The sequence below is a fragment of the Primorskyibacter sedentarius genome (assembly GCF_004342065.1).
In the GTDB taxonomy this organism is placed as follows: Bacteria; Pseudomonadota; Alphaproteobacteria; order Rhodobacterales; family Rhodobacteraceae; genus Primorskyibacter; species Primorskyibacter sedentarius.
The window spans coordinates 311,456-323,906 of sequence record NZ_SLZU01000003.1 but is presented as its reverse complement, the minus strand read 5'-3'; the positions used below and the strand labels follow the sequence as shown (position 1 = coordinate 323,906).

Annotated in this window: 12 protein-coding genes, 1 tRNA gene and 1 pseudogene; 7 read left to right on the top strand and 7 right to left on the bottom strand. The window is 61.4% G+C overall.

Annotation, left to right across the window (positions count from 1 at the left end):
- Window positions 1–13: 13 nt before the first annotated feature.
- Both EDD52_RS07750 and EDD52_RS07745 read right to left on the bottom strand, forming a co-directional pair.
- Window positions 14–316, bottom strand: coding sequence for a hypothetical protein (locus EDD52_RS07750; protein WP_132243534.1), 303 nt, complete (start codon window positions 314–316; stop codon window positions 14–16).
- On the bottom strand, window positions 295–651 hold the full coding sequence (locus EDD52_RS07745; RefSeq protein ID WP_132243532.1) for a hypothetical protein: 357 nt from the start codon (window positions 649–651) through the stop codon (window positions 295–297). Before EDD52_RS07745 ends, EDD52_RS07750 begins: the two co-directional genes overlap by 22 nt.
- Before the next feature lie 191 nt (window positions 652–842).
- On the opposite strand from EDD52_RS07745, the gene parA reads away from it, so the two are divergent.
- The 4 genes from parA (at window position 843) to EDD52_RS07725 (ending at window position 3,320) form a co-directional block, all read left to right on the top strand.
- Complete coding sequence (gene parA / locus EDD52_RS07740) at window positions 843–1,478, top strand: ParA family partition ATPase (RefSeq protein WP_132243530.1); 636 nt, start codon at window positions 843–845, stop codon at window positions 1,476–1,478.
- Window positions 1,479–1,511: 33 nt separating this feature from the next.
- Window positions 1,512–2,354 carry a DUF6206 family protein gene (locus tag EDD52_RS07735; protein WP_132243528.1) on the top strand — a complete coding sequence of 281 codons (843 nt, stop codon included), beginning with the start codon at window positions 1,512–1,514 and terminating at the stop codon, window positions 2,352–2,354.
- A 62-nt stretch (window positions 2,355–2,416) separates the two neighbouring features.
- Complete coding sequence (locus EDD52_RS07730; protein WP_132243526.1) at window positions 2,417–2,737, top strand: antibiotic biosynthesis monooxygenase family protein; 321 nt, start codon at window positions 2,417–2,419, stop codon at window positions 2,735–2,737.
- Window positions 2,738–2,912: 175 nt separating this feature from the next.
- Window positions 2,913–3,320 (top strand): universal stress protein, encoded by a 408-nt coding sequence (locus tag EDD52_RS07725; protein WP_132243524.1) that lies wholly within the window; start codon window positions 2,913–2,915, stop codon window positions 3,318–3,320.
- Between the two features lie 120 nt (window positions 3,321–3,440).
- On the opposite strand, the gene EDD52_RS07720 is transcribed toward EDD52_RS07725, so the two are convergent.
- The gene (locus EDD52_RS07720) at window positions 3,441–4,484 is read right to left on the bottom strand and encodes an L-idonate 5-dehydrogenase (protein WP_132243522.1); all 1,044 of its coding nucleotides are present in this window, start codon (window positions 4,482–4,484) and stop codon (window positions 3,441–3,443) included.
- 440 nt (window positions 4,485–4,924) lie between these two features.
- Between EDD52_RS07720 and EDD52_RS07715 the strand changes: the two genes are divergently transcribed.
- Window positions 4,925–5,001: transfer RNA gene (locus EDD52_RS07715), tRNA-Arg, on the top strand.
- A gap of 310 nt (window positions 5,002–5,311) precedes the next feature.
- Here the strand turns inward: EDD52_RS07715 and EDD52_RS07710 are convergent.
- Genes EDD52_RS07710 through EDD52_RS07700 form a run of 3 tightly spaced genes read right to left on the bottom strand, consistent with a single transcriptional unit; the run spans window position 5,312 to window position 10,326 of the window.
- The gene (locus EDD52_RS07710; RefSeq protein WP_165907479.1) at window positions 5,312–7,333 is read right to left on the bottom strand and encodes a S8 family serine peptidase; all 2,022 of its coding nucleotides are present in this window, start codon (window positions 7,331–7,333) and stop codon (window positions 5,312–5,314) included.
- Window positions 7,334–7,344: 11 nt separating this feature from the next.
- Window positions 7,345–8,541 carry a phosphatase PAP2 family protein gene (locus tag EDD52_RS07705; RefSeq protein ID WP_132243518.1) on the bottom strand — a complete coding sequence of 399 codons (1,197 nt, stop codon included), beginning with the start codon at window positions 8,539–8,541 and terminating at the stop codon, window positions 7,345–7,347.
- A gap of 33 nt (window positions 8,542–8,574) precedes the next feature.
- Window positions 8,575–10,326 (bottom strand): winged helix-turn-helix domain-containing tetratricopeptide repeat protein, encoded by a 1,752-nt coding sequence (locus EDD52_RS07700; RefSeq protein ID WP_132243516.1) that lies wholly within the window; start codon window positions 10,324–10,326, stop codon window positions 8,575–8,577.
- Window positions 10,327–10,710: 384 nt separating this feature from the next.
- On the opposite strand from EDD52_RS07700, the gene EDD52_RS07695 reads away from it, so the two are divergent.
- The gene (locus EDD52_RS07695; RefSeq protein ID WP_132243514.1) at window positions 10,711–11,079 is read left to right on the top strand and encodes a hypothetical protein; all 369 of its coding nucleotides are present in this window, start codon (window positions 10,711–10,713) and stop codon (window positions 11,077–11,079) included.
- 135 nt (window positions 11,080–11,214) lie between these two features.
- Here EDD52_RS07695 and EDD52_RS24360 read toward each other — a convergent pair.
- Window positions 11,215–11,310: pseudogene (locus tag EDD52_RS24360) on the bottom strand (IS481 family transposase); the annotation flags it as partial.
- Between the two features lie 326 nt (window positions 11,311–11,636).
- On the opposite strand from EDD52_RS24360, the gene EDD52_RS07685 reads away from it, so the two are divergent.
- Entirely contained in the window at window positions 11,637–12,422 is a 786-nt protein-coding gene (locus tag EDD52_RS07685) for an HpcH/HpaI aldolase family protein (RefSeq protein WP_132243512.1), read from the top strand.
- Window positions 12,423–12,451: the final 29 nt, after the last annotated feature.

Below are 12,451 nucleotides of genomic sequence, written 5' to 3'. Positions count from 1 at the left end.
TCGTTTCGGGGCGTCAGAAATCCTGCCAGAGTCCGAATTTGAAACTGTAGCTTTCACGATCGTTCAGTGACATTGCGCCGCCGATTTCCAAATGGCGTTTCTTGCCAAAGGGCAGCACGACGGATGGGGCGACGGCCGTCTGTGTTGGCGCCATGATCGGCTTTTCGTTTTGCAATTGCAGGATCAGCATGTGCCCGGCCTTGCTTTTCAGCCCAAACGTCACGTCGAGTTTCAGCGTGACATTCCCTGTCTCGTAAAGCTCTGCCAATCCGTCCGCTGCCAGCCAGCCGTATTTCAGACCGCGTCCCCAGGACATGCCCGGCCGCAGGACGATCTGTTCGTCGATTTGCCCAGTCCCAGCTCTATCGCAACGGGGTTGCCGCGCTTCGTTTCGAAGAGAGGCATGCGAAGGAAGGCAACCGTCCGTGTGGCGCCATCGCTTGACTGACCGGCATCCACACCCAGCGTGTGACGACCATTCAAACCGTATTCGAGGTAAATTGAATTATAGGATGGCGAGAGAGTGTAGGTCTCGTCGAATTCCAGCCGGGTCGCGATACTGGCGAACCCGCTTCCTTTCTGTCTTGGCCAGGCGCCAGCGGATGCCTGCGTGGCCACAAGGCAAAGCAGCAGGATCAGATTCCTCAGCATTTTGACCCGCCCTCGTATCGAGACAAGAAGCATTGCGAGAAGTGATTAATGGCCGGTTAATGGATGCACGGACCACTCTTTCGGGCTCCGGGGCTTGACGTCTTGATTTCCGCGCCGCAGCTTGACCCAAAGCGCGTTTCCAAAAGACGCGAATCAGCGACGAATTGTCGGCAACGAGGAACAAAAACCACATGACAGGAAGCGTCATCACCGTCGCGCAGCAAAAGGGCGGGTCGGGCAAAACTACGGTGGCGGTCAATCTTGCCGTTGGATTTGCCCGTGCGGGCAAGAGCGTCGCAGTCGTGGATGTGGACCCCCAGGGCAGCCTCGGGCGTTGGTTCATGACCCGGGTGGAACGGTTCGAGGACGAAGAGATCGAATTTGCCACATCCTCGGCCTGGGGGGTGACCTATGAATGTCGCAAACTGGCCGACAAACATGATATCATCATCGTCGATACACCGCCGAAGGCCGACAGCGATCTGCGCCCGGCCCTGCGTGCGGCTGATCTGGTGGTTGTGCCCGTCTCGATGAGCCATGTCGATCTTTGGGCGACCGAGGGCGTACTGGATCTGGCGCGGCGCGAAAACAAGCTGGCGATGGTGGTGATGAACCGCGCCCGCGCGGGCACAAGGCTAAGCGCGGATGTCGCCGAAGCGGCCTCCAAACTGGATGCTCAGGTTGCATCTTCGCAGCTTGCGAACCGCGTTGTCTATGCTGAGACGCTGGGGCAGGGGCTGGGTGCGATAGAGGCGCCGCGTGGCCCCGCACGTGCCGAAGTGGCGGCGCTGTGCGAAGAGGTGGCGCTTTTGCTGTCAGAGGGGTAAGCACACCGCAACCGACTGACGGAGCCGCGTGCCATGACAGATCCCGACGCGCTTGTTGCGCTGATCAAAGCCGAACCCTCTACGCGGGGGCACACAATCTCGAAGCTGGGATATTTCTGCGCGCCGTTCCGGCCTGCGAGCGGCCCGCTTTCGGACAAGGTGATCAAGGTTTACCGCGGCCTTCCCGACGCGGCTGCACTTGATCGGCTCAAGCAATGCCATGACGATTATTTCGCGGCCCTTCGCCAATGCGGCGTCACGATCCCCGACACCGAGATGCATCTGGTGAGCATTGACGGTGCGCGCCAGCCCGTGATCGTGCAGGAGGCGCTGCCCGAAGACAGCCTTATGCGACCCCTGATGCAGCGCGCCGGTCTGGATGACGCGCTTGGCATGATGGAAGCGGCGGGGCAATGCATCGCCAGTTTCTGGCACGGATCGCAGAAGATCGACACGCGCATCGGCTTTCACCCCTCGATCCGCAATTTTGCGATTATGGACGGCAAGGCCGTGTTCTTCGACACTTTCCCGCCGCTCATCCATTATTCCCGCGATGAAATGGGCCGGATGTTGCTGCAATATTCCGACAAGCGCCTGATGCGTCTTGTCGGTCCGCTGATGCAGAAACGCGTGACGGGCATTCAGGATGAATGGTATTCCCCGCCCGAAACGCTTGTCGGGCTGGTCGGGTCGGCCTGCCGTCTGCGCCCGCCCGAGGCTGAGGCTTTCCTGGACTGGGGGCGCGATTTTGCGACCCGCGCGATGCAGCCATGGGCCGAAGAGGCGCTGCGCGGCATGCAGGAACCACCGCGCTTGCCCGGATACTGGACCGGATTTCGCAAGATCCTGGGTCTTCAGGGAGAGCCCAACGTCTAGGCACGCAAGGGGCTTTGCCTGTCGCTCCGAACCTGCCAAACTGGCAGAAAACGGAGGATGCCATGCCTACTACGATTGAATATCCAAGCAAGATCCAGACAGTCATCACGACGTTCGAAATGACGCCCGGCACCTGTCAGGATCTTCTGGACGAATTGACAGAGGCCTACGAGGTTTTCATTTCCAAGCAGCCGGGCTTCGTTTCTGCGGGCCTGCATGTCAATGATGCCCAGACCCGGATTGCCAACTATTCGCAATGGAACCGGCGCGAGGATTTTCAGGCGATGCTGCGCAGCCCCGAGATGCGTGAACGCAACCGGCGGATCAACGGGCTGTGCCGGGCCTTCGAGCCGGTGATGTACGAGGTCACGAGCACATTCTGACATGGCATGGATAGTGGCCGCTGCCGCCTGATCGTGCGGCGCTTATGCGGCCGGGGCGCTGAACAAGTTCCTTGCAAGTGTCGCGGATTGCTTTGCGGGACCTGACCTGCGTCAATGATTTGAAAGTGGTTAGCTGTCAGGCTGACACCAAATTTGGATGAAATGGAGTGCGTAGATGTATTGCAATATTCTGGTCCCGGTTTCGTTTGATGAGGACAGGGACATCAAGGGGGCGCTGGACATCGCGCGAGCCCTGTCGATCGAGAATGCAAAGGTCACCCTTCTGCATATCATGGAACAGGTTCCGGCCTATGCGATCAACTACATCCCGGATGACTACCTCAACGAAAGCCGCAACGCGATTGCCACGGAATTGTCAAAAATGGCGTCCACCCTGCCAAATGGCGAGGGCGTGGTGCGGCAAGGGCACTCGGGGCGGGCCATTCTGGATTACGCCGCAGAAATCGGGGCCGATTGCATCGTCATCGCCTCGCACCGGCCGGGCATGCAGGACTACCTTCTGGGCTCGACCGCGCATCAGGTCGTGCGACATGCGCGCTGCTCGGTGCACGTGCTGCGCTGATCCGGTCGTCGCAGTCGGCGAGTCGGGCATGCGGGCGCGGACGGAGGTAACCGCTTTTGCAGGGCCGCAGATCCGCTTGCGCGGGGCCGGGGGGTGGCGCCGCGCAAGCCCGCCTTTGTCTCAGCCCGCGAAGGTCAGGTGAACCTTGACGGCACGTGTTCTGTCCGCAGCGGTTTCGAACGCGGCAAGCGCATCCTCGACCGGAAAGCTTTGCGAGATCATCGGGCGCACATCAATGCTGCGCGACGAGATTGCCTCTGCGGCTTGGGCGAATTCGGGGTGGAACCGGTGGCTGCCCCGGAACGCGATTTCCTTGCCCACCAGCAGGTTGACGGGCAGGGCCACATCGCCCGTGACGCCGACTTGCACAAGCGTCCCCCGTGGGCGGATCGCCTCGATCGCGCCGCGAATGGCGGGTTGCGCCGCAGAGCATTCGAAAACCACGTCGAAATGCCCCTTGTCAGCGCTGAACCGGTCCATGGCAGCTGCGTTGCGCCCCGTGTTGATGGTTTCCGTGGCGCCCATTGCCTCGGCCACTTTCAACGGCACGTCCTGAAGGTCGGTGACGACAATTTCCGAGGCTCCGGCCTCTGCCGAGACAGCGGCGCAAAGTGCCCCGATCGGGCCCGCACCCGTGACCAGAACGCGCTTGCCCGACAGATCACCTGCGTTGTTGCGGGCATGCAGGCAGACCGCCAGAGGTTCAGAACACGCAGCCTCGCTGAGCGAAACGGTATCGCTGACCGGCACGCATTGCCCGGCATCAATCACGATGCGGTCGCGAAACAACCCCTGCTCATGCGGAAAGCGCATCGCGGACCCGCGAAAGCGCATGTTCAGGCAATGCTGATACAGCCCCTCGGAACAATAGCTGCACGCGTTGCAGGGGCGGCTGGGGTTCAGCGCCACATGCTGCCCGACCGTCAGGCCGGTGACGCCCTCGCCAAGTTCCACGACAACGCCCGCAGCTTCGTGCCCGAGGATGATGGGTTCCTTCACCCGGATCGGGCCGAAACCACCATCCTTGTAATAATGCAGGTCGGATCCGCAGATCCCGCCGGCGGCAAGGGCTACAAGCACCTCTCCGGCACCCGGAGAGCCCAATTCGGTGGTCTCAATACGGATATCGGCGGCAGCGTAGAGGCGGCAGACGCGGGTTTGCATGGCGGCTCCTGTCAGGTTTTTCGCAGCGAAATGGCTGCCGCGCCGGTATAGACCGCGCTTTTTCCCGTTGCGAGCGGATTTGATGCGGTGCCGCCCGGAAATCAACCCACCGTCCTGAACCGGGACAGCTGGTAACTGTCGGTCGCGGTTGCGGCCCTCGCAAGTCTTGCATCGAATAGCTTGGGTGCCTGGGGTACGCCCTTGCCATTAAACGGATCGTTCCTGCCGATCACCCTGCGGGAGGCCGCTTCCGCTTGATCAGAACACCAATGTTGCCTGCCGATTTCCTCTTGGGGACGTCCGCGAAATGGCCACGATCCGCATTCGATCCGCATTCGATCCGCATTCGATCCGCATTCGATCTGCCTTCCATGCCCCCACGCCGTCACAGGCCATCAGGTTGACACCGGTCGGAACTTGAATAGAAGGTGGTGCCGTGCGCCCACGTAATTCAACTGGATAGAATATCCGACTTCTAATCGGGCTGTTGGGGGTTCGAGTCCTCCCGTGGGCGCCATTTTCTGGATATATCAGCGCGTGGAAGTGCCTTTGGGACGCCGGTTACTTGCGGGGCGTTGTCAGTTTGGAACTCGTGACATCTGTGCGGGCGGCTTCCATGAACTATGAAATGGCGTGTGAAGCCCGCTGATCCCCTTTGCGAACCGCTGACAGTTGCGCGCTATGAGGCTGGTTATTCAGCGAGCTTCCACGCAAAGGGTTCCCGTCGGCGTCAACGGTGAGCCGTGGCATCTGCAGACGGCAAAGCGATGCCACGGCAGATGCACGCCAAGACCGATGCGGTCTTGTTGCGGCTGCACCGAGCTGGACTACTTTGCCGCGTTTTTCCGCCAGTCCACCTGAATATCGACGCCGCCCGCACCTGTTCTGGTCTCGCCAGTGTCGGGGGGGAGTTCGAACGGATGTTCAGACGCCGCGTGGGCAAGCCAATCGCGCGCCGTAGAAGGCCAGTGCGTGATCTTGTCCGAGGCCAGCCGCGCCACGCGCGGACAGGCGACGCTGGTACCGTCGAGACGCACATATGATCCGCTGCGCGACCCCGCGCTCAGAACGCCCCACCGGACAAGCGACTCGTCGGCCAGGGCCGAGGCGTCCGGGCCATTGCGAGAGGGTTCTGGCGTCATCGGTGTATGGGTCATCGGCCCTGCGGCGGAGTAATCCGAGAGCTGATGGTTCTGTTCGGTATAGCCCGCAACCACCATCGGGGACGCTCCGCCGGCAAATCCGCTCAGCATCCCGGCGCGCCGCACCGGGCAGGGATCGTCTGGCGGATCGACCGGCAGGGGCCTGCCCAGCGGGCCGAACCGTTCATAGCATGCATTGTCGAAGAAGGATTGCCGCCCGCCGGGGCGGTATCCGGGCAAGGTTTCGTCCCGCCTGATCCAGACTTCTATTTGTTCATAAGGCGCGATCACCTTTGGCCGTGTGGTGATCTTCCAGCGCCCCGACGGCGCAAGCGGGGTGTCGGGTTTCAGACTGGCCGTGGGCTCTATTGCCAGGGTGATCAGCCCGCGCGCCGTAGGCAGCGGCTCGAACGTGTAAAGCAATGTTGCGATCACCCGGCCATCGCTGTCGTGCAGCATCTGTATCTGGCCTTGGCGGGCTTCAACCGTCGCACTTTCGGGGCCGAACGGGGGCGTCACCGTCACCGAGACATAATTCGGCGGGAGGGATTGTTCCGAATAAGGCATCCAAAGCTCGACATGGCTGGCCGTTTTGTCATCCGGCAGAACACGCAGATCGAGAGAGATCTCTTGCCGGTCGGCGTCGTCGAACTGCAAGACCGCGTGGGACCGTGCCAGATTTCCGTTCCCCGAAGGCAGGGTCATCCAGCGCTTCTGCGCGGGATCGTCGGCGATGAACTGTTCCAGCAGGCGGGCGACTTCGCTGGTCCCGTCATGCGGGCCGGAAAAATTGCCGAAAGAGAAGTTCAGCACCAGCGGGACCGGATGCCCGCCACATTTGAAGCGCGACGCCTGCTTGCTGAGCAATTGCAGCGCCAGACACAGGGATGGAAGCAAGCTGATGCCAGAGGTGTCTTCGACCACGCGCGGCGGCAAAACCGTGCAGATGATGGGCCGACCCGTCTCTGCGATATCGGGGTCGAACCCTGCGGCGATCCCCATGATATGCGTTCCGTGCGAACGGCGCAGAGAGACCGGCGAAAACTTGCCCTGAGCCAAGTCGGTCTGGCCGGTCCTGGCATAGAACGCCTCTTCATCCAGCAGGTCAGAGAATGTGAGGCTGTGCAGGTAGGTGTCGATCTCGTCCTTGCGCAGAATACGGCCCTGTGTGGCGTCCCCGGCGCTCGTGTCCGGGGGGGTTGGCAGGACCGCGCAATATTCCACCCGTGTCGTTTCGCGGCTTGCGCGAAACAGTTCGTGCGCGATGGCCAGCCCGTCGTCGATCATGCCCATCACGACCGTGCCGGGGGCAACCTCGATATCAGGCAATTCGCCGGGGGCAGCATCGTGGTCAAGCCAGTCTTCGGACGTCACCATGCCCAGATGCACGTTCCTGACGCCGAATTCGTTGCCGGTGTGGTTCATCGCTTCAAGCAGGGGCTTGCGCGCGAAGATCGCGATGAATTGCCCGTCTTTCCGGGCATTTCGGTCGGCCTCGTCATAGGCCGCCGGGATCAGCAGATCTTGCGGAAAGCGCTGCGCGACGGATGCTGCGAATTCGGCAATGCTGGTATCGCCCAGATCGATCATTGCGGACCACCACGCCGTATCGAGAAACGAGGCGAAATCAGAGGCAAGACGTCTGAATGTGAGCGCGTCGATCGGGATGTGGTCGCCCGTGTCCGGCGCTGTCCATTTGGTAACCATGTGCGTGTCTCCTAGCCCTGCGTGCAGGGTTCGAAATCGACCCATTCGGCATGCGCCTTGTCCCAAAGCCAGGCAAGTGCGGGGGATTTGCCGCAATGCGACTTGTGCGACTTGGATTTCGCCCAGACACCGCATGGCCCTTCGGTCTCGGGCCGCTGGGTGTCATCGGCCGCGATATAGAGCTTGTGCCAGTCGAAATCGGCAGAGGGGCTGTAGTGGTGCCCATTGAACCTGGCCGAGGTCCAATCCTGACCTGTGCAGCGTTCGGTGATGAAATCCGCCAGCGTCAGGCCAAGAACGGCACCGGCAGAGCTGTCGACCGGGAAATGCACCCCCGCGACCGTCCGGTTCACCGCGATCCGCGAGGCCAGACGCATCAACATCTCGCCCCAATGCCCGCCGGCCTGATATTGCGGCGCCCCGCCTTGGCGCATCAGCTTCCAGATGATCCGCGCCATCACGAAAGCCTCTGTCGCGTGGCCACTGGGCAGCGAGCCATGTGTCGGTGTCGGGATCATAGGCTGAACCTGCGGTGACAGCTCTATCGGGCGTTTCACCGCCAGAGCATATTTGACCCGCTGTTCACAGAAATTGGTAAAGCGCAGCGCGGTCGCGATAAGCTCTATCGTGTAGGGCGTGCGCTGCGGGTCAAGAAAGCTGATCGTCTGGTAGAACGGGACCGGGGCCGCGACCTGTGACAGGATCTCCGGGCCGCGGTCCTGACGAATGTCGGCATAGCCGTTGACATAGTCCAGCTGTGCCTTGAACACATCCATCTTGGGCGCGGTCAAGGCGGCCAGCTTGTGGTAATCGCAATGCGGGCGATGCTTGCCATCCTTTGCCTCGCGGCGCCAAAGGGTGGCCGTGGCTGTTTCCTCGACATCGACGGTCATCTCGACCTGCGAATCCAGTTCAAAGGAAAAAATGGCTGCCCGCACTTCGCGTGACAGGCGCTTTAGGTTTCGGACATCCTCGGGCACGCCAGGATGCGGCGAGGGGATATTGCCCAGCGGGGCCCCCACGATACCGTCGCGCGTGGTGATGAATGCCTCCGCCGAGATGGGGCTTTCCGGCAGGCCGTATGCTCCGTAAGCGCCCTGTCCGCCATATGCGCCCTGCCCACCATAGGCACCCTGTCCACCATAGGTCCCCTGACCGCCAAAGGCCCCTTGGCCGCCCTGAGGGTATCCGAAAGATTCAGTCGTCATTTCAATATTCCTTGGTTCGGGTAAATTTGGAGGTCATTCGGGCACACCGGCCTCGCGCAGGGCCTGCGCAAACTGTCGGCCAGTGTCGAATTGGGCGCTGGGCGAGGACTTCAGCCAACTTTGAACATGCAGGCCCGGCTGAAGCCGCATCAGCTCCGCTACTGTTTCGCGCGCGGCCTTGATCTTTCCTGACATTTGCTGCGCCACCGCCAGCATGCGCAGGGTCGAGGTATGGGTGCGGTTCAAAAGCAAAGAGGCCTTGGCGTATTTCTCGGCCTTTTCGAAATCACCGGGGGTCAGACAGGCCCCGGCCGCCATGGCGAGGTAGAAAAACCTGTGCGGGTCGAGAGGCGACAGGTGCAATGCGCGTTCGGTATCGCGCACGCCTTCGGCCCCGCGTCCCTGAAACGCCAGCATCATGCCGCGCAAAGACCGGGCATTCGCATCATTCGGGTTTGCCGCCAGCGCCAGGTTGTAACGGTCCTCGGCATCGTCAAGCCGGTGCAGAAGGTTTGTCAGCACATGGCCTTCGCAGGCGAGCGCCAGCACATTCTCGGGGTCAAGATCGAGCGCGCGGCTGGTGCAATGCAGGGCCGCGCGCGCATCGGCATCGGTATCTTCCGACCACCCCTGTACCACCCGCAGCAGGTGCCATCGCGCCGTCCAGGCCAGCGGCACCGGGTGGTTGGGGGCCCGTTCGGACAATGCCTCCAGCATGGCGCGGGCCTTGCGGAAATCGCTGGGTGACAAGCGGTGCATCAGGCCCACGGCTGCAAACATCAGCGAATAGTTCCGCATGTCGGACAGGGGCGTGGTGTTCACGCGCCGGATCTCGTTGATCAGGATCGCGCGCCGTATCTTGGCTATGACCTCGTGGGCGCTGTCGAACTCGCCCAGAAGCTCTGCAACGGGCACATTCAGTCGGAGCGGCCAAAGCATGCGCTGATTGGCAACCTCGGCGAATTCCAGATTGATCTGGAGCGTGTCACCTTGCGGGACAAAGACGCCTGACAGCACGAAATCCGCATTCAACCGCCGTCCGATTTCGGCCAGACCGACATCCCCGTGCACGAATGTGGCCGATGACAGGCGTGAGGTGACATTGATCTCTTCCGAGCTTCCCAATGCGGCGGTCATGAAATCGGCAAAGACGCTTCCCAGAACATCGGGGCCATTCTGAAGGGCATTTTTCAACGGAAGAACGGCAATCGTGGGCAAGAGAGGCTGGTGCGAATGCGAGGACACAATGGGGCCGCTATCCGTCTCTGACAGCAGCCGCCCTGCTCGCGCGTCCGGCTTGTCGTCCAGACATGCAAGGTCTTCGAGCCGCAGGCCCGGATGCAAATGTGCAAGGTCAGGCACATCGGCACTGGTCGGTTTTTCCCCGCGCCCCTTAGGGCGGCGCTTGGGCTTGGACGCGCGCGCCGTCTCCGCCGTCTTGACGGCAGACGCGTGCGAGGGCGAACCGGGCGCGCCGTTCAGGACGTAGCCGCGCTTGGGAATTGTGTTGAGGATCTTGCGGTCCTTGTCGCCAATGGCGCGGCGCAGATCCGCGATGCATTGCGTCAGGCTGTCATCGGTGACGGACAGGCCGGGCCACACATGTTCAATCAATTCGTCACGTGTCACCAGAACACCCAACCGCAGCGCCATGTAGCGCAGCACACGCGCGGATTGCGCGCGCAGAAAGATCGGTGCTCCGTCGGGGCCAAGCAATTGGTCATCTTCGGGCAGGTAGCACGCAGATCCAAGAGCGATCTTTCTGTCGATGTCCGTTTCAGCCATCACACCGAATTCAGCCCCCCCGATCTGAGTCAGCACTTGCTGCCCTAGAGTTGAGCAGGGGGGCGAAGTATTCAACAAAAAAGTGAGTTTTATGGCGCAAGGGATGACCAGCTGTCGGCGTGACTCGTCCCGATTGGCGGGGCCTTGGACCTACCCGACCGGCCCGGCGCGCCAGTAACCCCAATTGCTGTGCTTGAATGACCCGCCTTTGCGCGGTCGCTGGGCGGCCGGGGCCGTTTCGATTTCGGAAAGGTTTCGTACCGGTTTCAGGACGTCAGCACCGTTTGGGACGACACTGATGATGCGGCGGGCGACCTGACACCTCCCAACCCTGAAAAACGCCACGCCGCGGACCTGAAAATTCATTTGAAACGGAGAAAATTTATGGCCGACACAGTTCACAGTTTCGACGAAGAAGCCATCCAGGCCGCCCTTGACGCGGCCAGAGGTCACCAAAACGAACGGCTCAGCGCAGGGGCGCTTGGCACGGAGACACTCAATGCCTACGACGACGGGCATATGTCGCTCGCGGCGAGCTGCATTTCCGTCACCGTTGAAAATGGCAAGGTTTGCCTGAACCTGCCTCTGGGGATTGGAAAATTCTGCTTCCCGATCCCCAGCGTCATTCCGGACGGTACCGCAGCCGAGGCGTGTCTGAGCATTTGCACCACCTTCGGAATCCCGACCGGCGTTCGCGTGACCATCAGCGTTGCGGGCAAGGTGATCCTGTCCAAGAGCTTCGGCAAGTGCTGATCTGAACGCATTGTAACCGGGCCATGAAGACCATTGCTCATGGCCCGGCCTATTCCGAGTAAATCCATTTATTCAAATCCCCTCCGATGCCGACATCTGTCGGTATCGGAGGGTTTTTTGGCATTGCCACCGAACCTGCACCGACGCACGTTTGCGCCACTTCGCGGCGGTCTTCGGATTGATGCCCAACTCCAAGCTCAGCTGCGCGAGCGGAGCCTGCGATCGCCGTATTGCAGCTCTGGCGGCGTGCGTTGTCGTGGCGCCCCCGTGTCGAACTTATCCCGTAAGACGTCCTTCCATTCCTGAAAAAGGATCGCACCATCAAATCGTCGGATTAGACACTAGATCAATTGCGCCGGTTCCGGGTGGGATACGAATGCAACCAGCTGCCCTTCATCTGCTTGCCGGACACTGCCTTGGCGAAGCAGGCGATCGGTGTCATCACGACGGGTCGTCATCGACACCCAAAGGGTGGTAGAGAAAACATGTATTCTCTGGCTCCCGCACACACACGCCGTGACCGGAGCCGCCGCCCGACACAAACCGAAAGACGCCGCATGACCACTTTCAAACAACGCATGGCCTCTGGCGAGATTCTGGCCGGAACGTTTCTCAAGACCCCTGCGCATGAAATGATCGAAGTTTTGGCGAAGTCGAGGCTCGATTTCGTCTGCCTTGATGCGGAACACGCGCCGTTTGACCGTGCCCGCATGGACATCTGCCTGGCCATGGCGCGGGCGCTGGATTTTCCGGTGCTGGTGCGGCTTCCGGTGGGAGCGCCGGTCGAGATGCTCAAGGCGCTCGACAGCGGTGCGGTGGGTGTCGTCGTGCCACATGTGGACAGCGTCGAGAAGGCTCAGGATATCGCCCGCGCGGCCCGCTTCGGAGAAGGCGGGAGGGGCTATGCCGGTTCGACCCGGTGGGCGGGGTTTGCCACGCGGTCGATGGCGGACGTGCTGCAACAAAGCGCGGATGAAACCATCGTGATCGCCCAGATCGAAGAGCCAGCAGGCGTCAAGGCGGCGGCCGGGATCGCAGCGGTCGACGGGATAGACGGGCTGTTCGTGGGGCCTGCCGACCTTGCCGTGTGCTATGGCAAAACCGACATGTCCGACCCGAAAGTGCTTGATGCAATGCGCGAAACCGGTGCGGCGGCGCGGGCGGCGGGCAAGGCCTTCATGACCTTTGCGGCCAATTCCGATGCCGCGCCCGATTTGATGGATATGGGGGTGAGCATGTTCTTTGTCGCCTCCGAACACGCGTTCCTTCTGCGCGGCGCGAATGCCGAGGCAGAGGCGCTGCATGCGGCGGGCGCGGATAAGGGTGCTGGCCCAGAGAGGTGATGCCTGAGTTGAAGACCGCAGGGCGCGTC